The following is a 20305-nucleotide window of genomic DNA, read 5'->3' as shown; positions in this document are numbered from 1 at the left end:
AGCGCCTTCCGTCTCAATCGACGATCGGGAAGTTGGAGTCCTTCACGAACTTCTTCCAGTAGTCGATTTCCTTCTTGATGTCGGCCGCGAAGGACGCGGGCGTCGAGCCCTTGATGGCCACCGCGCCGATGGGCGCGAGGCGCTTCTCGAAGTCCTCGCTCGCGATCGCGCGGGTCAGCGCGGCCGAGGCCTTGGCGATGATCTCGGGCGGCGTCTTGGCGGGCGCCACGAGGCCGAACCAGGGCGAGATGTCCATGCGCGCGGCGCCGGCCTGCTGCAGCGTGGGCAGTTGCGGGAACAGCGCCGAGCGCTCGTCGGCCGCGATGGCCAGGGCGCGCAGCTTGCCGGCCTGCACCTGCTGCGCGACGGTGGATTCGGTGAAGAAGCCGACCTGCACCACGCCCGCCATCAGGTCGGTGATGGGCTGGCCGCCGCCCGGGTAGTTCACCAGCGTGAGGTCGACGCCGTTGAGCACGCCGAACAGCGCGCCGCCGAAATGCGAGGACGCGCTGTAGGTCGCGCTGTAGTTGAGTTCGCCGGGATGGGCCTTGGCATAGGCGACGAACTCCTTCACATCCTTCGCGGCCAGCGTGGGGTTCACCACCATCAGCACGCGCTGCTTCGCGAACTTGCCGATGGGCTCGAAGTCGGCCACGGGGTCGTAGGGCAGCTTGCGGAACACGGCCGCCGCGCGGGTCTGCACCGACTCGGCCGTGAGCATCAGCGTGTCGCCGTCGGGCTTCTGCTTCGCGACGTAGGCGGCGGCCACGGTGCCGCCCGCGCCACCGCGGTTTTCGATGATCACCGGCTGACCCAGCTCCTTCGACAACGACTGGCCGACGATGCGCGCCACGATGTCGGTAGGCCCGCCGGGCGGGAAGCCGACCACGAGACGCACGGGCCGCGTGGGCCAGGCCTCCGTGGCCATCGAAGCAGCAGTGGTCGCGACGAATGCGGCGCAGACCAGGGACTTGAGCAAGGGAGAGATTCGCATGTGGATACCTCGGAACGTGGGATGAATATGTCCCATATGACACTTTGTGTCAAATCGGAGAACGAGCGTTTTCCGTTGAATAACAGCTATGCGTCAGAGGGAGAGGAAGGCGTTGTGGCCTGCGGAGGAACGGAGCACCGTTCATGCCAAAAGGAAACTTTGGGTCCTGCTTCGGCGGTGGGCAGGCCTTCGGGACGGTCGTTGGAATGGAGCGAGCTCGGCCCCGCGCTGGAGGCCTCCTGCCGAATGGGCGCGGGCCGCCGGCGCGCCTCGCGGCCGGCGCGCGAGCCATGCATCGCGCGAGATAGCAGCTATGCGGCTGCGGCCCTTCATGCGCGGCCCGCGACGGGCCCGGATGCACGGCCGCGTGCGCCGCGACGGTGCGCTACAGCGCCTCGAGCGCCTGCTTCAGGTCCGCGATCAGGTCGTCCACGTCTTCCAGCCCGACCGAGAGGCGCACCAGCTTCATGGTCACGCCTTCGCTGAGCCGCGCGCCCGGCTCCACCTGCTGGTTGGCGCGGATCAGGGCGCCCGGATGCGTGATCAGCGTCTCGGTGTCGCCGAGGCTGATCGCGCGCGAGATCAGCCGCAGCCGATCGATCATGCGGATCGCGCCCTGCTCGCCCGACTTGAGGTCGAACGAGAGCATGCCGCTGCCGTGCTTCATCTGGCGCTGCGCGATCGCATGGCCCGCGTTGTCGGCCAGGAAGGGATAGCGCACCACCTCCACCGCCGGATGCGCGGCGAGCATCTGCGCGATCTTCAGCGCGCTCTCGCCATGCTGGCGCATGCGCAGCGTCAGGGTCTTGAGGCCGCGCAGCACCAGGAAGCAGAGCATCGGCGACAGCGTGGCACCGGTCAGGTAGCGCAGCCCGGCCTTGCGGATCTTGTGGATGGTGGCGGCGTCGCCCAGCACCACGCCGCCGAGCAGGTCGCCATGGCCGTTGATGTACTTGGTCAGCGAATGCACCACGAGGTCGGCGCCATGGTCCATGGGCCGCTGCAGGGCCGGCGACGCGAAGGTCGAGTCGACCACCACCCTGGCGCCATGCCGGCGGGCGATGTCGGCCAGCGCCCGGATGTCGAGCACCTCGCCGGTCGGGTTGACCGGCGATTCGAAGTACACGATCTTGGTCTTGTCCGACAGCGCCTGCTCGAGATGGCGCGGATCGGAGAAGTCGACGCGCCGCACGCGGATGCCGAAGCGCGGCAGCCCGTCGGCCAGCAGCAGGCCCACGGTCGAATAAGCCGTGTGGTGCGCAATGAGTTCGTCGCCGGCCGACAGCAGGGTCAGCAGCGTGGCGCTGATGGCGCCCATGCCGGAGCCGGTGACCAGGCCCGCCTCGGCGCCCTCGAGGTCGGCCAGGCGGCGCTCGAGCAGCGCCTGCGTGGGGTTGTGCTGGCGGCCGTACACGTACTTCTCGCTCTCGCCCGAGAACACGGCGGCCGCGTCGGCGGTCGATTCGAAGGCATAGGTCGAGGTCAGGTAGATCGGCGGCGACACGGCGCCGAAGGCATCGGCCTCGTGGCCCGCGTGGATGGTCCGGGTCTGGAATCCCGCCGCGTGGGCGGCTTCGTTCGATGGCATCTGTGCTCCTGGTGGTTGTGAATAAGTAACGCGCGGGTCAATGGACGATCTGGCTCAGGAAGAGCCGCGCGCGCTCGGTCTGCGGATCGGCGAAGAAGCGCTCGGGCGCGCCCTGCTCGACGATCTCGCCGCGGTCCATGAAGATCACGCGGTCGGCGACCTTGCGCGCGAAGCCCATCTCGTGCGTCACGCACAGCATCGTCATGCCGCTCTCCTGTGCCAGGCCGATCATCACGTCGAGCACCTCCTTGACCATCTCGGGATCGAGCGCCGAGGTGGGCTCGTCGAACAGCATGACCTTCGGGCCCATGCACAGCGAGCGCGCGATCGCCACGCGCTGCTGCTGGCCGCCCGAGAGCTGGCCCGGGAACTTGCCGGCCTGCTCGGGAATGCGCACGCGCTCAAGGTACTTCATGGCGGTCGCGCGGGCCTCGGCCATCGGCTTCTTCAGCACCCAGACCGGGCCCAGCGTGAGGTTCTCCATCACCGTCAGGTGCGGGAACAGGTTGAAGTGCTGGAACACCATGCCCACGTCGCGGCGGATGGTCTCGATGTGGCGCAGGTTGTTGCTCAGCTCGGTGCGGTCGATGACGATGCGGCCGCTCTGGTGCTGCTCGAGGCGGTTGATGCAGCGGATCAGCGTCGACTTGCCCGAGCCCGACGGGCCGCAGACGACGATGCGCTCGCCGCGCGCCACGTCGAGGTGGATGTCGCGCAGCACGTGGAACTGCCCGTACCACTTGTTGACGGCTTGCATCTGGATGATCGGTTCGGTCACGGCGGAGTCCTTCGTTCTTGTTGGGGTCATGGCGGCGCTACTTGACTGCGTTGTCGCTGGCGTGGCCGGTGGCGAGCGAGCGCTCGAGCGAGCGGCTGTACTTGGAGAGCGAGAAGCAGAAGACGAAATAGATCGCGCCGATGAACAGGTAGGCCTCCACGCCGAAGCCGCCCCAGGCCGGGTCGGCCAGCGCGGCCTTCGCGGCCTGCGTGAGGTCGAAGATGCCGATGATCACGACCAGCGAGGTGTCCTTGAACAGCGCGATGAAGGTGCTGACCAGCGGCGGTATCACGACCTTCAGCGCCTGCGGCAGCACCACGCGCCGCATCTGCTGCGCATACGACAGGCCGATGGACTCGGCGCCCTCGTACTGGCCCTTGGGGATCGACTGTAGGCCGCCGCGCACCACCTCGGCGATGTAGGCCGCGGCGAACAGCACGATGGCCAGCTGCGCGCGCAGCAGCTTGTCGATGCTCATGCCCTCGGGCAGGAACAGCGGCAGCATCACCGAGGACATGAACAGGATGCTGATCAGCGGCACGCCGCGGATCAGTTCGATGTAGCCCACGCACAGCGCCTTGATGGCCGGCATCCTCGAGCGGCGCCCGAGCGCCAGCACCACGCCGAGCGGAAAGGCGAAGGCGATGCCGAAGGTCGAGAGGATCAAGGTCAGCGGCAGGCCGCCCCAGCGCACGTTCTCCACGTAGCTCAGGCCGAACAGGCCGCCCCACATCAGAACCGCGACGAGCGCGAGCACGCCGATCCAAAGCATCGTGAGCCTCAGGTCCCACGTGCGCCGCGCGGCGCTGTAGACCAGCGTGCCGATCAGCGCCAGGGTCGCGAGCAGCGGCCGCCATTGCTCGTCGTAGGGATAGGTGCCGAACAGGATCAGCCGGTGCTTCTCGGCGATGAAGGCCCAGCAGGCGCCGCCGGGCGCGTTTCGGCAGCCCTGCGCGGTCGGCGACGAGAAGGTGGCCTTCACGAGGAGCCAGTCGACCAGCGGCGGCACGGTCATCAGCAGCAGCCACAGGCACAGCAGGGTGCCGAGGATGCCCGCGGGCGACTGGAACAGGCGTGCCCGGATCCATGGCCAGGCACGCAGGGCGCGCTCGGGCGGGCGCGGGGTGGCGGTCGTGCCGCCGGTCAGTGAAGTGGTGGGGTTCATGTCAACGCTCGACGAGCGCGATGCGCCGGTTGTAGGCATTCATGGCGAGCGAGATGCACAGGCTCACCGTCATGAAGGCGGCCATGATGATCAGGATGCCCTCGATGGCCTGGCCGGTCTGGTTCAGGGTCGTGTTCACCACGGAGACGAGGTCGGGATAGCCGATGGCCACGGCCAGCGAGCTGTGCTTGACGAGGTTGAGGTACTGGCTCGTGGCCGGCGGCACCATCACCCGCAGCGCCTGGGGCAGCACCACCAGCCGCAGCGAACGACCGCGCCGCAGGCCCAGCGATTCGGCCGCCTCCCACTGCCCGCGGTTCACCGACTGCACACCCGAGCGCACGATCTCGGCGATGAAGGCCGCGGTGTAGCTCACGAGCCCGACCAGCAGCGCGAACAGCTCGGGCGAGAGGTTCCATCCGCCGGCGAAGCCGAAGCCGCTCGGGTGCGGGACCTCCATCGACAGTTGCGCGCCGCTCAGCGCCCAGGCCAGCACGGGCAGGCCCGCGAACAGTGCCGCCGCCCAGGGCGCGAGCGCCATCGGATGGCCGGTCAGCGCCTGGCGTCTTTTGCTCCAGCGCGCGAGCAGGAAGGTGCCCGCGCCCGCGACGGCCAGCGCGCCGACCATCCATGCGAGCGAGTCGCCGAGCAGCGCCGGCATCAGCAGCCCGCGGTTCGACAGGTACACGCCCGGCAGCGGATGGTGCGCGGCGCGCGGCCCCGGCATGCTCTCGGAGATCAGCGCATACCAGAGCAGCAGCTGCAGCAGCAGCGGCACGTTGCGCACGCATTCCACGTAGGCCGCGGCCAGCCGCGACACCAGCCAGTTGCCCGACAGCCGCGCCACGCCGACCAGGGTGCCGAGCACGGTGGCCAGCACGAGCGCGATGAGCGACACGCGCAGCGTGTTGAGCAGGCCGACGACGATGGCGCGGCGGTAGCTATCGGCCGGCGTGTAGTCGATCGGCGTCTCGCCGATCGCGAAGCCTGCCTCGCGGTCGAGGAAGGCGAAGCCGGTCGAGATGTTGCGTGCCGCCAGGTTGTGCAGCGTGTTCGACACCAGGTACCAGGCGGTCAGCGCCACCAGCGCGACCACGACGACCTGGTAGACCAGCGCGCGCAGGCCGGGGTCGTTCCACGACAGGCGCGCGCGCGGCCGCGGGGGCATGGCGCCCGTGTTTTCTTCGGTCATGGGAAATCCTCGATTCGCTTCGGGTACGGCCGTGCCGGCGGTTGCCCGCCGGCACGGCCTCTCTCGTTCAGGAACGAATCAGCGGATCGGCCAGCCGTACATCAGGCCGCCCTTGGTGTAGAGCGCATTGAGCCCGCGATCGAGCTTCATCGGGCTGCCCGCGCCGACGCTGCGGTCGAAGACCTCGCCGTAGTTGCCCACCTGCTTGATGATCCGGTAGGCCCACTTGTCGTCCACGCCCAGCGCCTTGCCCATGCCGGGCACGGTGCCGAGGATGCGCTGGATGTGCGGCGCCGGATTCTTCAGCGCCTCGTCGACGTTCTTCGAGCTCAGGCCGTACTCCTCGGCCTCCAGCATCGCGTTGAGCGACCAGCGCACGATGTTGAACCAGGCCTCGTCGCCCTGGCGCACCATCGGCCCGAGCGGCTCCTTCGACAGCGGCTCGGGCAGGATCACGTACTTGTCGGTGCTGCCCAGGTTGATGCGCGCCAGCGCCAGCTGCGACTTGTCGAGCGTGATGCCGTCGCAGCGCCCCGACATGAAGGCGCGCTTGATCTCGTCCACGGTGTCGAGCAGCACCGGCTTGAACTCCATCTTCAGTCCGCGGAACCAGTCGGCCAGGTTGAGTTCGGTGGTGGTGCCCGGCAGCACGCAGATGGTGGCGCCCGCGAGCTTCTTCGCGCTGGTGACGTTCGAGTCCTTCGTCACCATGATCCCCTGGCTGTCGTAGTAGTTGACGCCCACGCCGATCAGCCCGAGCGTGGTGTCGCGCGTCAGCGTCTGGGTGGTGTTGCGCGTCAGCACGTCGATCTCGCCGGACTGCAGCGCGGTGAAGCGCGCCTGCGTCGTGAGCGGAACCACGCGGAACTTGGTGGCGTCGCCGAACATCGCCGCGGCGATCGCGCGGCAGGTGTCGACGTCGATGCCCTGCCATTCGCCCTTGCTGTCGGTGAAGGCGAAGCCCGGCAGATTGGTCGACACGCCGCACTGCACCAGGCCCCGTTTCTTGACTGCGTCGAAGGTGGTGCCCGCATGGGCGCGGGTTCCGACGGTGAGGACGAGCAAGGCGCTCAGCGCAAGGCCCAACAGCTTCATGGAGTGTCTCTTTCTGGAATTCTCGGGATCAGGCGGAATGGCTTCGAAGGGCCACGCATCCTTCGCGGCTTGGGTGCCGCCGCGAAGTGCGCGAAGTATCGGGACGATGGCCCGTGAAGGCCATGTACGAAGCGCCATATCAGCTATACCGCCGGGCCGGTCGCCCTCCTCTCATTCGCTGTCCATGAAGACGCGGCGCAGCTACCAGCGATAGGTCGCCGTGGCACTCACCTGCCGCAGGTCGCCATAGGAGCAGAAGTTCGCATCGCAGCCGCCGAAGTAGGCCTTGTTGGTCAGGTTGCGCAGGTTGAGCGCCAGGCTCCAGCGCTCGAAGTCGTAGCCGACCATGGCGTCGAACAGGGTGTAGGCCGGCACCTTGGCCGGGGCGGCACTGCCTTCGCCGCGGGTCGAACCCGAGTAGCGCACGCCGAGGCCCGCCTTGACGCCGTTGGCGAAGCGGTAGTCGACCCACAGCGCGGCGCGCTGCCTGGCGACCGCGTTGGGCTGGGTGCCGATGTCCTTGGGGTTGCTGCTGGCGATGGTCTTGTACTGCGGGATCCAGGTGTAGCTCAGCGACACGTTCATCTTCGGGATCGGCTGGAACAGCGCCTCGAGTTCCAGGCCGCGCGACAGCACCTCGCCCGTCTGGCGCGGCTGGAAGTCGGGGTCGTACGAGAGGTAGTTCCTGCGCCGCAGGTCGAAGACCGCCGCGCTGTAGCTGTCCTTGGTGCCCGGCGGCTGGTAGCGCAGGCCCGCTTCGTACTGCCGGCCGGTCTCGGGATCGAAGGGACGCCGGGTGTCGGGGTTGATCGTGAGCACCGGCGTGAACGATTCGGAGTAGCTCAGGTAGGGCGCCCAGCCGCTGGGCGCCAGGTAGACCAGCCCCGCGCGCTTGGTGAACTTGTGGCTGCGGATGCGCGTGACGCTGTCGGCGAGGCGGTCGGTCGATTCGGTTTCGGCGCTGTCGTAGCGCCCGCCGATCGTCGCCACCCAGTGCTGCGCGAACCTGATCTGGTCCTGCAGGTAGAGGCCGGTCTGGGCCAGCGTGCTGTCGCTGGAAATGTACGGGTCGGGCACCTGCACCGGACCGCCGTAGACGGGCGCGAACACGTCGATGGGCGCGAAGCTGCCGCCGTAGCGGCTGATCTGGTCGTAGCGCGAGCGCTGGTATTCGAGGCCGACCAGCGCGGTGTGCTGCGTGGCGCCGAGCTGGAACCGGGCCTGGGCCTGGTTGTCGACCACGAACTGCTTCGCCTTCTCCTTGCTCGCGAACACGACGCGGTCGAACTGCCGGAAGTTGGCCGGGCTGTCGGCGTTGTCGGGATCGACGGTGCGGTATCCGGCACCGGGCCAGGTCTGCTGCAGGTCGGTGCGCAGGCGGCCGTAGCGCAGGTTCTGGCGCACGGTCCAGGTGTCGCTGAAGCGGTGCTCGAACTGGTAGCCGACCATCCACTGGTTCTGGTCGAAGCGATCGAAGCCGGGCTCGCCCAGGAAGGTCGAGGCGCGGATCCTGCCGTTCGGGTTGGGCAACAGCGTTCCCCTGACCGGCGCCGCGTTGTAGACCACGCCCGAGCGGTCGCGCAGGAACTGGGACAGCAGCGTGAGGCTGGTGTCGGCGGAAGGCTTCCAGGTCAGCGAAGGCGCGAGGTAGAGCCGGTCGTCCTTCTCCTTGGCATCGATCGGCAGCTTGGCGTCGCGCGCGACGCCGGTGATGCGATAGAGCCACTTGCCCTCGTCGTCGAGCGGGCCCGAGAAATCGCCGGCCACCTGGCGCCGGCCGTGGTCGCCGATCTGCAGCTGCATCTCGCGCAGCGGCTGGGTGGTCGGCCGCTTGCTGGTCTGGTTGATGATGCCGCCCGGGCTGCCCTGGCCGAACAGCACCGATGCCGGGCCGCGCAGGACCTCGACCCGCTCCAGGCCGTAGTTGTCGGTCCGCCACAGGCCCCAGGTGTTCATGTTGCGCAGCGGCATGCCGTCCAGGTAGTTGCCGGGCGTGTAGTTGGTGAAGCCGCGCAGCGAGATCCAGTCGAAACGGCTGTCGGCGCTGTAGGCCGAGGTCACGCCGGGCGTGTAGCCCAGCGCCGTGCCCAGCGTCCGCGCGCCGATGGCATCCATGCGCTCGGCCGTGACCACGGAGATCGACTGCGGCGTCTCGATGATCGGCGTGTCGGTCTTGGTGGCGCTCGCGCTGCGCAGCGCCACGTAGCCGCGCACCGGCCCGGTCACGGTCTCTTCCTGCGCGTTGACGGTCACCGGGGGCAGCGTCGCGCCCGGCGCCGGGGCCGTCGACTCCTGCACGATCACCGCCGTGCCGTCGACGCGGGCCGCGAGGCCGCTGCCGGCCAGCAGCCGGTCCAGCGCCTGCCTCGGGCTCAGGGCGCCCGAGACGGCCGGCGCCATCTTGTCGCGCACCAGCGCGGGCTGGACGATCAGCTGCATGCGCGTCTGCAGGGCCCAGTCGCCGAGGGCCTGGCCCAGCGGCTTGGCGGCGATGTCGAAGCGCACGGCACCGGCCGAGAGATCGATGCCGGCGGTCTGGGCGTGCAGCGGTGCGACGGCGAAGACCAGCGCGCAGGCAATGGCCAGCGGCGCGGGGCGCAACGGAAAGCGGGACATGAGGGGTTCTCCAGAGATGAAACGGATGGCAGTCAGCCGTGGAGACGGGCGAGCTTCCGGATACCCCAGGTCGGGCCCGCGAAAAAATCGATGCGCGCGACTAATCGATGCGCGCGACTGCGCGACCCCTCTATCGGGCCAGCACCACTTCCGCGGCGCCGCCCTCGGTCTCTTTCAACCGCACGGGCAGCGAAGCCGGCAGCACGCGCCGGAAGGTCGCCATGTCGCGCGGATCGAACACGCCGGTGATCGGCAGGGCCGCGACGGCGGGGTCCGCGATCACGAGCCGCGGATCGCCATAGCGCGCCAGCTCGGCCAGCGCGCGGTCGAGGCGCTGGTTGTCGAAGCGGACGCGGTGATCGCGCCAGGGCGCGAGGCCGGCGCTGGAGACCGGCGAGACGGCCGACAGCGCGCCTTGCGCATTGCTCGAGACCTGCTGCCCGGGCGACAGCAGCAGGTCCGCCTCGGTGCCCGCGCCGCGCGCTGCCTGCCCGACACGCACCCGACCCTCCTCGACGGCCACGTGCACGCCTTCGCTGCCGGCGATGTCGGGCGTGTGGCGCACGAAGAAGCGCGTGCCCACGACGGTGATGCGCAGCGGTCCGGCCAGCACGTGGAAGGGACGCGCGGGATCGCCCTGCACGGAGAAGGCCGCCTGGCCTTCGAGCAGCCGGACCTCGCGGCGCTGGCGGTAGTAGCTGATCTCCAGCCGGGTCGCGGTGTCGAGCCGCAGGCGGCTGCCGTCGGGCAGCGGCACGTCGAGCTGCTGCCCGCGCCGGGTGGCCATGGCCTGCACGAACACCGGCTGGGCTTCCCAGTGGTTCCAGGCGAGCAGCCCCGTGCCGGCCGCCACGGCCACGACGGCCGCCACCGCGACGGCGGGCACCAGCACGCGGCGCCGCGAGGGCATGGCCGGCATGGCGGGTGTCCCGGCGGGGCTGGCGGCCTCCATGGCGCGGTCGTAGGCCAGGTTGCGTTGCAGCAGGCTTCGCATGTCCTGCGGGATCGCATCGAAGGCCTGCCATTCGCCGCCCCAGCGTTCGAAGGCCTCGCGGTGCAGCGGATCGGCCGCGAGCCAGTCCTGGAAGGCCTGTTCCTCGCGCGCGCCGAAGGCTTCGCCGCGGCGGCGGACAAACCAGTCCAGCGCTTGCTCGCGCATGCGCGAGGCATCGGCTGGCTGGATCGATGGGTGGCTCATGGGGCGTTGGTTCTCGTCGAGGTAGACGTGCGGGCGGTCGAATACCCTAGGTCGGACAGCGGTACGGTTTTCTCACTCGAGCCGCGAGCGGTGGAGCTTCCTGCGCGGCGTGGCGGCGGCGTTGCCGTCGCCGCCCGCGGACAGGTTGCGGCAGCGCTCGCAGGCATCGAGCGCATGCTTGAGGTGCTGTTCCACCATCTTGACCGAAATGCCCATCTGCGCGGCGACCTGGGCATAGCTCAGGCCGTCGAAGCGGTTGAGCATGAAGGCTTCGCGGCAACGCGGCGGCAGATTGTCGATGACCGAAACCAGCGCCAGCAGGCCCTGGCGCGAGGCCAGCGCGGTTTCGGGTTCCCAGCTTCGCGGGCCCGGCGCTTCGACGGGTTCGAGCTGCGCGGGCGGCAGCTCCACGCCGGCGCGTACCCTGCCGTGGCGCTGGTGATCGATCACGAGGTTGCGTGCGGTCTGGTAGAGCAGCGCGCGCGGATCGCCGATGGTCGAGCCCGAGGCCTGCGCCGCATAGACGCGCGCATAGCTTTCCTGCGTCATGTCGGCCGCAACGCTGCGGTCGGACACCTTGCGGGAAAGAAAGCCCAGCAATTCGCGGTAATAACGCTCGAACACAGCCCGCCGAAGTCCTGAAATAGGTTGGTCGAAGTCCCTGGGGCAGGTTGGCTTCGGCGCGGCGTGGCTGACCTGATGCGGTTCGGAAGCGTCCGAACGCGCCGGGATTATCCGCGATGGGATCGGGGCCCCGGCCGATCAGGTTCCGTTCACGCAAGGCTTCTAGCATCCGCGCATGCTGCTCGCACGCATCCGCCGATTCGCCGAAGCGCACCACCGCGCGTGGTGCCTCGCGGGCATCCTGCTGGTGTTCCTGCAGCCGTTCATCGCCGCCCACTTCTGCTGCGACGGCATCGAGGACGAGCCCATGCTGCGGGTGCGCGCGCTCGGGGAAATGAGCCAGTTCGAGGCCGACGACCGCGAGAACCACGCCAGCGACCGCGAGACCACGATCTTTGCGCAGGTGCCCGCGGGCATCGATCACCCCGATACGCTGAGTGCCGGCCTGGGCACGCTGCTGGCGCTGGTGCTCGCGCTGCTGCCGCTGGCGCGGGTCGCCAGCCGGCCGGTCGCGCCCACCGGCCGCATCGGCCCCGAGCAGGTGCCGCCGCGCGGCGGCGCGCCGCCACCCGCCTTCCCCTGGAGGCGCCGCCCTCCCCCCACCGCTCCGCCCCCGACGCACTGAGAGAAGCGACGCCTCGCGCGCCGCCCTTCCCGCCGCGCATGCCCTGCCGCGGCGACCCATCTCTTCCTCGAACGGAGGTTCCCCGTGTTCGTCCTTTTCGGGCGCGCCAGCCGCGCCCGGCGCAGCCCTGCGCCTTTCGCGCGCAGCAGCCCGCCGTCTTCCCTCCTCTTCGTCCCTGCGCGGGAGCGCATGCCATGAGCGACCTGAATCTCACCCTCTTTCAATGGCTGGCGGCCGGCACGCCGCCGGCGCGGCCCGCGCTGTGGCTCGCCACCGCCTTCGCGCTCGGTGGTGCCTGGCTCAGTGCCGGGATCATCGGCTTCGCGATCTGGAAAAAGGCGGCCGACCGGGCCTACCTGTGGATCGTGCTCGCGGCCGCCGGGCCCTGCGCCATGCTCTCCCATGCCATCGCGTTGCGCCTGGACCAGCCGCGCCCCTTCGTGCTGGGCCTGGCCCAGGCCTACATCGAGCATGCGGGCCGCGGCTCGCTGCCCAGCACGCATGCGAGCGTGATGTTCCTCGTGGCCGTGGCCTGCCTGTTGCGCCCGAGCCTGCGCCGTGTCGGGCTCGCACTGCTGGCCTCGGCCATCGTCACGGGCTGGGCGCGCATCTACGTGGGCGTGCATTTCCCGATCGACATCGCCGCCGGGCTCGCCCTGGGCGCGGTGCTCGCGGGTGCGCTCGCCATCGCGCTGCGGCTCGCGCGCCGGCTCCTGCCGGCCGAAGGCGCGGCCCCGGCCACGTGGAGGATGCCGTGAACGCGCAGACATTCTTGCGCCGCGCGCCCGAAGCGGTAGCGGCGGTCGAAGCGATAGCGGCGGCACCGGCGCCGCTGCCGGCGCCCACGCCCCCCGAAGGGCGGACGCTCAGCCTCTCCTGCGTGATCCCCTGCTTCAACGAAGGGCCGAACCTGCGCCGGCTGCTGCCGCTGCTGGAGGACATCCTCTGGTCCACGCACATGAGTTGGGAGATCGTGATCGTCGACGACGGCAGCACCGATGACACGGCCGCGGTGGTCGATGCCTGGTGCGAACTGCCCGGCTTCCGCTGCATCTCGCTGTCGCGCAACTTCGGCAAGGAGGCCGCGCTCACCGCGGGACTGGCCGCGGCGGTGGGCGACGTGGTGGTGCTGCTCGACGGCGACCTGCAACATCCGCCCGAGCTGGTCCACACGATGCTCGCGCAGTGGCGCGCCGGTGCCGAAGTGGTCTATGCCGTGCGCGAGCGGCGCGACGACGAGAGCCCCGTCAAGCGCCTCGGCAGCCGGCTCTTCTATCGCCTGCTCAATGCCTCGGACCGCTTCGCGGTGCCCGAGGACGCGGGCGACTTCCGGCTCATGGACCGCAAGGTGGTCGATGCGCTGATGCGCCTGCCCGAGCGCGGCCGCTTCATGAAGGGCCTGTATGCCTGGATCGGCTTTCGCGCGGTGGCGCTGCCCTACACGCCGGCGCCGCGCGCCGAGGGCCGCTCCAGCTTCAACATGCGCCGCCTCGTGCTGCTGGCGCTCGACGGGCTCACCGCCTTCACCACCTGGCCGCTGCGCATGGTGAGCGTGGCGGGCCTCGCGATCGCGCTGCCGGCCTTCGCCTATGGCCTCTACCTGTGCGCCGAGCGGCTGCTGTTCGGCAATGCGGTGTCGGGCTGGACCACGATCGTCGTGAGCCTGATGTTCTTCATCGGCATCCAGCTGATCTCCACCGGCATCCTCGGCGAGTACATCGCGCGGATCTACGAGGAGTCGAAGGGGCGGCCGCTGTACGTAGTGCGTGGCGAGCGTGGCGGCGGTCTCGCCACGGAGGGTTCATGAGAGCGGATACGCCAGGGCAGGCACGTGTTTTCTGGGTCGGTGTGGTGCTGGTCGCGTGGCTGCTGGCGACCTCGGGGGCGCGGTCCCTGATGGCGCCCGACGAAGGCCGCTACGTGGGCGTCGCGCTCGCCATGCTGCATTCGGGCGACTGGCTGGTGCCGCGGCTCGACGGCCTGCCCTTCTTCCACAAGCCGCCGCTGTTCTACTGGATCGGCGCCGCGGCGATGGGCGTGGCGGGGCCGGTCGAATGGGCCGCGCGGCTGCCCTCGGTGCTGGGCGCCAGCGCCGCCGGCATCGCGCTGTTCGCCTTCCTGCGGCGCTGGACCGACGACCGGCTCGCGCTGTGGTCGACGGTGGTGCTCGCCACCATGCCCTACTTCTTCCTCGGTGCGCAGTTCGCCAACCTCGACATGCTGGTGGCCGGCTGCATCTCGGCGACGGTGCTGCTCGCGGCCTGGGCGGTGCTGGCCCACCACGAGGCGCAACCATGGCGCGGTGCGCTGGCGGGGGCGCATGCCTGCGCCGCGGCCGGGCTGCTCGCCAAGGGGCTGATCGGCCTGCTGCTGCCGTTCCTGGTGCTGCTCGCCTGGTGCGCCTGGACGCGACGGCTGGGCACGCTGTGGCGGCTGTGCCGCTGGCTGCCCGGCTGGGTGCTGCTGCTCGCGCTCGCGGCGCCCTGGTTCGTGGCGATGCAGCGCGCGTACCCGGACTTCTTCGACTACTTCGTGATCACGCAGCACTTCCGGCGCTTCGCCTCGAGCGGCTTCAACAACGAGCAGCCGTTCTGGTTCTATCTGCCCGTGCTGGCCGCGCTGACCCTGCCATGGTCGATCGGCCTGCTGCTGCCGCGCCACAAGAACGCGGCGCCGGACATCGGCACCACCACGCGCGACATCGACCGGCTGATGGGGGTCTGGCTGATCGTCATCGTGGTCTTCTTCTCGCTGCCGCGCTCCAAGCTCGTCGGCTATGTGCTGCCCGTGCTCGCGCCGCTGGCTTTTCTGGTGGCGCGGCGCATCCTGGCCAGCGGCCCGATGCGCGAAGGACGAGGCCTGAAGGTGGCCGCCGCCGCGGCGATGGCGCTGTGCCTCGCGGGCGTGGGCACGCTGGTCGCGATGCCGCCGCCGGGCGCGAGACTGCACCTGCCCGCGGGCCAGCGCATCGGGCCCGGCGACCAGGTGCTGATGCTCGACAGCTACGTCTACGAGATCCCCTTCTACTGGCAGTTGCGCGCGCCGGTGATGGTGCTCGGCGACTGGAAGCAGCAGCCGGAGCGCGACGACTGGCGCAAGGAGCTCGCGGATGCGGCGCGCTTCGACAAGGCCCGGGCCTCGCGGCTGCTGGTCGATGCGTCGCAGCTGCCGGCGATCCTGTGCGCGCCCCGCACCACCTGGCTGGTCGGTCCCAACAATTCGCAGCTTGCGCATCCATGGCTCGCGGGCACGAAGCTGGTGGCGGTCAACGATCGGCTGGCCGTGTGGCGCCATGACGGCGCCACGCGGCGCGGGTCGCACTGCGCGGGCATTCCCGACGCGGCCCCGAACGCGGACGCGCAGCCATGAGCCCATCGCCACGCGAGGCCACTGCCGAGGGCCCGCGCTCGATCTGCATCTGCGTCGACGACTTCGGCATGGGGCATGCGATCAACGAAGCGGCGCTCGTGCTCGCCGAGCGCGAGCGCATCAGCGCCGTGGGTTGCATGGTGCGGCGCGCCGCCTGGCTGTCGGGTGCGCGCCTGCTGCGCCGGCTCGACCGGCAGCGCACCGACATCGGCCTGCACCTGGACCTGACACGCCCGGCCGTGCCCGGCGGCCGCGAACCGGGGCTGCTCGCGCTGCTGCTGGCGCCGCGGCTGCGCCCGGCCGCACGGCTGGCGATCCAGGCGGAGATCCGCACCCAGCTCGCGCGCTTCGAGGACGCGATGGGCCGCGCGCCCGCCTTCGTCGACGGCCACCGGCACGTGCACCAGTTCGCGGGCGTGCGCGAGCTGCTGGTCGCGGAGCTCGCACGCCGCTATCCGGACGCGCCGCCGTGGCTGCGCAGCACCGAACCCGGCTGGCGCCACGGCAGCGACGGCTTCAAGGCGGCCGTCATCCACGGCCTGGGCGGCGCGGCGCTCGCGGCGCTGGCGCGCGAGCACGGCATTCCCACCAGCCGGCGCCTGCTCGGCGTCTATGGCTTCTCGGGCGATGGCCAGGCCTACCGCGCGCGCCTGCTGGCCTGGCTCGCGGTGGCAAGACGGGGCGACGTGCTGATGTGCCATCCCTCGCTGGGCCGGGTGCCCGGCGACCCGCACGGTGCGGCGCGCATGCGCGAGTACGCGGTGCTGCGCGCGCTGGCGTTGCCCGCGGCCGGCGAGCCGGGCGCGATCCGGATCGCGCCGCTGTCGGCGGTGCTCCAGGGCGGCTGAGCGCGCCCGTCGGCGGGAGCGCCGGCGTTGTCCGGTTGCGACGCCTGCGTCCGGCATGCAGACGAAGTTCGTACAATGAGAACTATTCTCAACGAGCTGCGCGGCCTGCCGTCCTCCGATGTCCACCTCCGATGCCTCCGTGCGACTGGTCGCCACGCTGTACGGCGAACACCATTCGTGGCTGCTGCAGATGCTGCGGCGCAAGCTCGGCAACATCGAGAACGCGGCCGACTTGGCGCAGGACACCTTCGCGCGCATCCTGTCGGCCAACGAGACCGGCCCGCTGCGCGAGCCGCGCGCCTACCTCACGACCGTGGCCGGCCGCATCGCGGCGCAGTACTTCCGCCGCCTCGCGCTCGAGCGTGCCTACCTCGAGGCGATCGCCCACCTGCCCGAGGCCACGAGCCCCTCGCCCGAGGCACGCCTGCTGGTGCTCGAGGCGCTGGCCGCGGTCAGCCGCGTGCTCGACGGGCTGAAGCCGCGCACGCGCGAGGTCTTCCTGCTGTCGCAGCTCGACGGCCTGCCCTATGCACAGATCGCGCAGCGGCTCGGCGTGTCGATCCACATCGTGCAGAAGGACATGGTGAAGGCCTATGCGCATTGCTACGACGCCGTCTATGGCGGCTGAGGTCGGCACGGCGCCACGGCGCGCGGTCTTCCAGCCCGCGGGCAATGCGGCGCTCGATCGCGCCATCGTCGCGCAGGCGGTCGAATGGCTGGTGCGGCTGCAATCGGGCGCCGCCTCCGCCGCCGAGCGCGCGGCCTGCGAGCAATGGCGCGGCGCGCACCCCGACCACGAAAAGGCCTGGCAGCGCGTGCGCGGCCTCGGTGCCGACCTGCGCGACGGCGTGCATGGCCTCGCGCCCGAGACGGCCCGCGGCGCCTTGCGCGGCGCCGACGCGGCGCGGCGGCGCTGGGCGCTCAAGGCCTTCGTGTTGGCCGCGAGCGGCGGCGTGGGCGCCTGGGCGCTGCGCGACGACATGGCCTGGTGGCGCGCCGACTACCGCACGGCCACCGGCGAACAGCGCAGCGTGCTGCTGCCGGACGGCACGCGCGTGGTGCTGAACACGCGCAGCGCGATCGACGTGGATTTCAGCGCGGCCGAGCGCGGCATCCGCCTGCTCGGCGGCGAGATCATGGTCAGCTCGGGCCACGATGCGGCCGCGCGGCCGCTGGTCGTGCATGCGGGGCCCGGGCGCGTGGTGCCGATCGGCACGCGCTTCCTGGTGCGCGCGCCCGATGGGCCCGCCACGGGCGAGGTCGTCGTGCTCGAAGGCCTGGTCGAGCTCAGCGTGGCCGGCCGCGAAGGCACGCTGCGCCTGCCCGCGGGCCAAGGCGCGCGCTACGCGGCGGATGGCATCTCGGCACCCGAGTCCAGCAGCGAGAACGCCGCGGGCTGGACCCAGGGCGTGCTGGTGGTCGAGCGCATGCGGCTCGACGACTTCCTCGCGGAGCTGGGGCGCTACCGCCCGGGCGTGCTGCGCTGCGACCCGGCGGTGGGCGCCATCCTCGTGAGCGGCGCGTTTCCGGTCGCGCGGACCGATGCGGTGCTCGACATGCTGGAAGAAACGCTGCCGGTACGTCGCCGTTCGCTCGGCCCTTACTGGACGACGATCGCGGCGCGATAGCGTGGGCACGGGCCGCGAAAAAAGATCGAAGAAAAACGGCAGGTTTCCAGACCTCGTGCATCAAGCAGGAAGAGACACCCCGCAGCGAAGGCTGCGGGGGCCCCATCTTCCAACGATCACGGAGAGTTCTTCCCATGGCATTCGATGCTCGGTCCGCCGCCCGGACCGGCCCCTTCCCGCTCGCGCCCTTCGCCCGCTCCGGCTGCCTGAGCGCGGCGCTGGCGCTGCTCGGCGCCTCGGCCGCTCCAGCGCTGGCCCAGCCCGCGCCGGCCGCCGAAGTGCCGCGCAGCTACGCCATCGGCGCCGGCTCGCTCGACAGCGTGCTGGGCCGCTTCGGCCGCGAGTCGGGCACCATGATCGCGATCGACCCGACCCTGACGCAGGGCCTCGCGAGTCCCGGCCTGCAGGGCAGCTATGCGGTGCACGAGGCCCTGGCCAGGCTGCTGGCCGGCAGCGGGCTCGAGGCGGTGCCGGGGGCCGGCGGCGGCTGGCGCTTGCGCCGGATCGGCGCGCCGGCCACGGGCGCGAGCGCGCTGCCCGACGCGGCGGCCGAGGCCGCGGCGCGCACCGGCACGCTGGCGCCGGTGGTGGTCAGCGCCCAGCGCGAACGGCTCTACGACGTGCAGGACGTGAACGCCGGCGCGCTCGGCGTTCGTTCGCTGCAGGACCTGCCCTTTGCCGTCGGCTCCTACACCGTCGACACCATCGAGAACCAGCGCGCGCGCACCGCGCTCGACGTGCTGCGCAACGATCCCTCGGTCACGCCCACCTCGGGCTTCTCCTCGTTCGACGGCGTCGCGGTGCGCGGCTTCTCGGCCAACTCCTTCAACAACGTGCGCCGCGACGGCCTGCTGGCGAACATCTACAGCGACGTGCCGCTGGAGAACAAGGAGCGCGTCGACGTGCTCAAGGGGCTGTCGGGCTTCCTGTACGGCGTGGGCGAGCCCAGCGGCATCGTCAACTACGTGCTCAAGCGCCCGACGCGCGAGCGCTTCGCCAGCGTGAGCGCCGAGGTGCGCAGCTACGGCGGGCGCTATGCCAGCGTCGATGCCGGCGGTCCGCTCAACGAGGCCGGCACCGTGGGCTACCGCTTCAATGCCGCGAGCGAGCGGGTCGGCGACTTCACCCATTTCGGCGACCTGCGGCGCGACTTCCTCAGCGGCGCGGTGGACATCAAGCTCAACCGCGACGCGCTGCTGCAGCTCGACTTCGACTGGCAGCGAAAGTCGCTGGCCGCCAGCGGCATGATCGGCCCGCGCAGCGACGGACTGCTGGTGCCCGCGCGCAGCTTCGATCCGCGCACGCTGGTCGGCCAGCCCTGGGGCCAGTACAAGACCGACGCGTGGAACCTCGGCGCGCGGCTGAACTACGCGCTCGGCGAGAACTGGGACCTGACGGCGCAGTTCGCGCTGAGCCGCACCAAGCGCAACGCGATCTTCTTCAACGCCTCGAAGGTGGCGCCGAACGGTGACGTGCTCGCCGGCAACACGCGCTACGAGGGCGAGGCCTATCCCACCACCGCGGGCCAGGTGTTCGCGACCGGGCGCTTCGAGACCGGCTCGATCGGGCACGAGGCGGTCATCGGCTACTCGTACTCGAGCCTGCAGTCGCCCGACGGCGACTACCTGCGCTTCCCGCAGTACATCGGCAACATCTATCGGCCGCTGCCCTACTTCGCGCCCTTCATCCCCGAGGACACGCACCTGCCCGCGAGCAAGGCGCGCCAGAGCAGCCTGTTCGCGAGCGACACGATCTCCTTCGGGCCGAACTGGCAGCTGCTGATCGGCGCGCGCCACATCGACTACAGCAGCGACATCGGCAGCAAGTACGACGGCACGCCGAAGTACACGACCAACGTGACCGTGCCCACGGTGAGCGCGATGTACAAGCCCTCGGAGCGCACCACCTTCTACGCGACCTACGGCGAGGGCTTCGAGCAGGGAGCCTATGCGCCGAGCTATGCCGACAACGCGCTGCAGAAGCTCGGGCCGATCAAGAGCCGGCAGTACGAGGTCGGCGTGAAGAGCCGCGTGCGCGACGGGCTGATGGTGACGGCCGCCGCCTTCGACATGGACAAGCCGCTGCAGGCGATCTCGCCGGCCGACAACGTCTTCCGCCAGCAGGGCCGCCAGCGGCATCGCGGCGTGGAGTTCACGGCCAATGGCGAGATCACGCCGCAACTCAGTGGCATCGCCGGCGTGTCCTGGCTCGACGCGCAGCAGCGCGAAACCGGCGACCCCGCGCTCGAGGGCCGCCGCCCGAGCAACGTGGCACGCTTCCAGGCCAACCTGTTCCTCGACTACCGGCTGATGGCGGTGCCGGGGCTGTCGCTCAACACCGGCATCTACCACGTCGGCAACCGGCCGCTGGACCGCGCCAACACGCTGATCGTGCCGAGCTTCACGCGCTGGGACCTGGGCGCGGCCTATGTCACGCGGCTGATGGGCGCGCAATCGATCCTGCGGCTGTCGATCGAGAACGTGACGAACCGGCGTTACTGGAGCTCGGTCAACTACGGCGGCGTGACGCAGGGCAATCCGCGCATCGTCCGGCTGTCGATGACGGCCAACTTCTGAAGGAGGCCC

The 20305-nt window shown here is 70.4% G+C and carries 17 protein-coding genes; 8 read left to right on the top strand and 9 right to left on the bottom strand.

Translation table 11 applies throughout. The annotated features are described in order from the left end of the window. Positions 1 to 13: 13 nt before the first annotated feature. From AC07RV_RS02795 to AC07RV_RS02755, 9 genes are all read right to left on the bottom strand, one after another. The gene (locus AC07RV_RS02795; RefSeq protein WP_296782231.1) at positions 14 to 994 is read right to left on the bottom strand and encodes a Bug family tripartite tricarboxylate transporter substrate binding protein; all 981 of its coding nucleotides are present in this window, start codon (positions 992 to 994) and stop codon (positions 14 to 16) included. A 385-nt stretch (positions 995 to 1379) separates the two neighbouring features. Continuing rightward, positions 1380 to 2582, bottom strand: a complete 1203-nt coding sequence (locus AC07RV_RS02790) for a trans-sulfuration enzyme family protein (RefSeq protein WP_296782229.1) — start codon at positions 2580 to 2582, stop codon at positions 1380 to 1382. 37 nt (positions 2583 to 2619) lie between these two features. Then, positions 2620 to 3390, bottom strand: a complete 771-nt coding sequence (locus tag AC07RV_RS02785; RefSeq protein ID WP_444814006.1) for an amino acid ABC transporter ATP-binding protein — start codon at positions 3388 to 3390, stop codon at positions 2620 to 2622. 7 nt (positions 3391 to 3397) lie between these two features. Further along, positions 3398 to 4525 (bottom strand): amino acid ABC transporter permease, encoded by a 1128-nt coding sequence (locus tag AC07RV_RS02780; protein ID WP_296782226.1) that lies wholly within the window; start codon positions 4523 to 4525, stop codon positions 3398 to 3400. A 1-nt stretch (position 4526) separates the two neighbouring features. Next, positions 4527 to 5717: an amino acid ABC transporter permease gene (locus AC07RV_RS02775; RefSeq protein ID WP_296782225.1), complete on the bottom strand. Its 1191-nt coding sequence runs from the start codon at positions 5715 to 5717 to the stop codon at positions 4527 to 4529. 78 nt (positions 5718 to 5795) lie between these two features. Further along, positions 5796 to 6812 (bottom strand): amino acid ABC transporter substrate-binding protein, encoded by a 1017-nt coding sequence (locus AC07RV_RS02770; RefSeq protein WP_203207329.1) that lies wholly within the window; start codon positions 6810 to 6812, stop codon positions 5796 to 5798. A gap of 201 nt (positions 6813 to 7013) precedes the next feature. Then, positions 7014 to 9428 carry a TonB-dependent siderophore receptor gene (locus AC07RV_RS02765; protein WP_296782221.1) on the bottom strand — a complete coding sequence of 805 codons (2415 nt, stop codon included), beginning with the start codon at positions 9426 to 9428 and terminating at the stop codon, positions 7014 to 7016. 130 nt (positions 9429 to 9558) lie between these two features. After that, entirely contained in the window at positions 9559 to 10626 is a 1068-nt protein-coding gene (locus AC07RV_RS02760) for a FecR family protein (RefSeq protein WP_296782219.1), read from the bottom strand. 72 nt (positions 10627 to 10698) lie between these two features. Continuing rightward, positions 10699 to 11250 carry an RNA polymerase sigma factor gene (locus AC07RV_RS02755; RefSeq protein ID WP_296782217.1) on the bottom strand — a complete coding sequence of 184 codons (552 nt, stop codon included), beginning with the start codon at positions 11248 to 11250 and terminating at the stop codon, positions 10699 to 10701. Positions 11251 to 11425: 175 nt separating this feature from the next. Between AC07RV_RS02755 and AC07RV_RS02750 the strand changes: the two genes are divergently transcribed. The 8 genes from AC07RV_RS02750 (at position 11426) to AC07RV_RS02715 (ending at position 20296) form a co-directional block, all read left to right on the top strand. Then, complete coding sequence (locus AC07RV_RS02750) at positions 11426 to 11875, top strand: hypothetical protein (protein ID WP_296782215.1); 450 nt, start codon at positions 11426 to 11428, stop codon at positions 11873 to 11875. A gap of 194 nt (positions 11876 to 12069) precedes the next feature. Continuing rightward, entirely contained in the window at positions 12070 to 12633 is a 564-nt protein-coding gene (locus AC07RV_RS02745; protein ID WP_296782213.1) for a phosphatase PAP2 family protein, read from the top strand. Then, positions 12630 to 13682: a glycosyltransferase family 2 protein gene (locus AC07RV_RS02740; RefSeq protein WP_444814616.1), complete on the top strand. Its 1053-nt coding sequence runs from the start codon at positions 12630 to 12632 to the stop codon at positions 13680 to 13682. Before AC07RV_RS02745 ends, AC07RV_RS02740 begins: the two co-directional genes overlap by 4 nt. After that, the gene (locus tag AC07RV_RS02735; protein WP_296782211.1) at positions 13679 to 15244 is read left to right on the top strand and encodes an ArnT family glycosyltransferase; all 1566 of its coding nucleotides are present in this window, start codon (positions 13679 to 13681) and stop codon (positions 15242 to 15244) included. The genes AC07RV_RS02740 and AC07RV_RS02735 overlap by 4 nt, the downstream gene beginning before the upstream one ends. Further along, entirely contained in the window at positions 15241 to 16092 is an 852-nt protein-coding gene (locus AC07RV_RS02730; protein WP_296782208.1) for a ChbG/HpnK family deacetylase, read from the top strand. The genes AC07RV_RS02735 and AC07RV_RS02730 overlap by 4 nt, the downstream gene beginning before the upstream one ends. Positions 16093 to 16210: 118 nt before the next feature. Then, positions 16211 to 16720 (top strand): sigma-70 family RNA polymerase sigma factor, encoded by a 510-nt coding sequence (locus AC07RV_RS02725; protein WP_296782206.1) that lies wholly within the window; start codon positions 16211 to 16213, stop codon positions 16718 to 16720. Further along, the gene (locus tag AC07RV_RS02720) at positions 16710 to 17720 is read left to right on the top strand and encodes a FecR family protein (protein ID WP_296782204.1); all 1011 of its coding nucleotides are present in this window, start codon (positions 16710 to 16712) and stop codon (positions 17718 to 17720) included. The genes AC07RV_RS02725 and AC07RV_RS02720 overlap by 11 nt, the downstream gene beginning before the upstream one ends. A 134-nt stretch (positions 17721 to 17854) precedes the next feature. Beyond that, positions 17855 to 20296 (top strand): TonB-dependent siderophore receptor, encoded by a 2442-nt coding sequence (locus AC07RV_RS02715; RefSeq protein WP_296782202.1) that lies wholly within the window; start codon positions 17855 to 17857, stop codon positions 20294 to 20296. Positions 20297 to 20305 lie beyond the last annotated feature (9 nt).

This window comes from Variovorax sp. GW821-FHT09B01 (genome assembly GCF_059418345.1).
The sequence above is the reverse complement of the archived record's forward strand: the minus strand, read 5'-3'. Positions and strand labels throughout refer to the sequence as shown.